The sequence below is a fragment of the Aerococcus sp. L_32 genome, from assembly GCF_050689315.1.
Genome location: NZ_JBOEQF010000794.1, coordinates 1 through 838, shown reverse-complemented (window position 1 = coordinate 838; position 838 = coordinate 1). Strand labels below are relative to the sequence as shown.

Below are 838 nucleotides of genomic sequence, written 5' to 3'. Positions count from 1 at the left end.
TACTCGAAAAGAATGCAAACGGCTATTGAAAGGTGGCTATGTCACCGTTGACCGCCAAGTTGTCACACAATTCGCCACCGTTGTGGACCCCAGCTGGCAAGAGATTACCGTTGACCAAGTAGTAATTGATCGCCATTTTGGCCATACCTATTACTTGGTCCATAAACCCAAAGGCTACCTGTCAGCCAATAAAGACCAGACCCACCCAACGGTCATTGACCTGATTCAACCAGCAGATAATCCCGGCGATTTAGCAATCACCGGCCGTCTGGACCGCGATGCCCATGGACTCGTCTTCGTCACTAACAATGGCCAGCTCCATTACATCTTCCAACAACCCAAATTTGATATTCCAAAAACTTACCGCGTCAACGTGAATGGCCTTATTGATGGCAAAATGGTCGCACAATTTCAGGCTGGTGTCATTTTTCAGGATGGCACGATCTGTAAAGCGGCAAGGCTTGAAATCATTTCGGCAAGCCCGCAATCCTCAACTGGTTTAGTCACGATTTCAGAGGGGCGCCGCCACCAAGTGAAGAAAATGTTCCTTGCTTGCGGAGTAAAAGTCACAGACTTATACCGACAAGCAATTGGCAATTTAAGAATTGACGGCCTAGCGGAAGGGGGTTATCGCCAACTAAATGAAGCGGAAATCCAGTCACTCAAAGGTATCTTTCTTCTATATAATAGGCGTAAAGAAAGTTGAGGGAAAAGGGCGGTAAAATAGGCCAAAAAAATTTTCAAAAAACTTTTGCCCAAACTGTTGAAATCTATAATATCTGATGCTATACTATTCAAGTACGATATTTTTGAGCAAAAAAATCTCAGGAATAGCATC

At 44.5% G+C, this 838-nt stretch carries 1 protein-coding gene; it reads left to right on the top strand.

Annotated elements, in window-relative coordinates:
* A partial coding sequence (locus ACRCJ0_RS16520) for a pseudouridine synthase (protein ID WP_431391246.1) occupies positions 1–706 on the top strand: 706 nt, incomplete at its 5' end.
* Between the last annotated feature and the right edge of the window lie 132 nt (positions 707–838).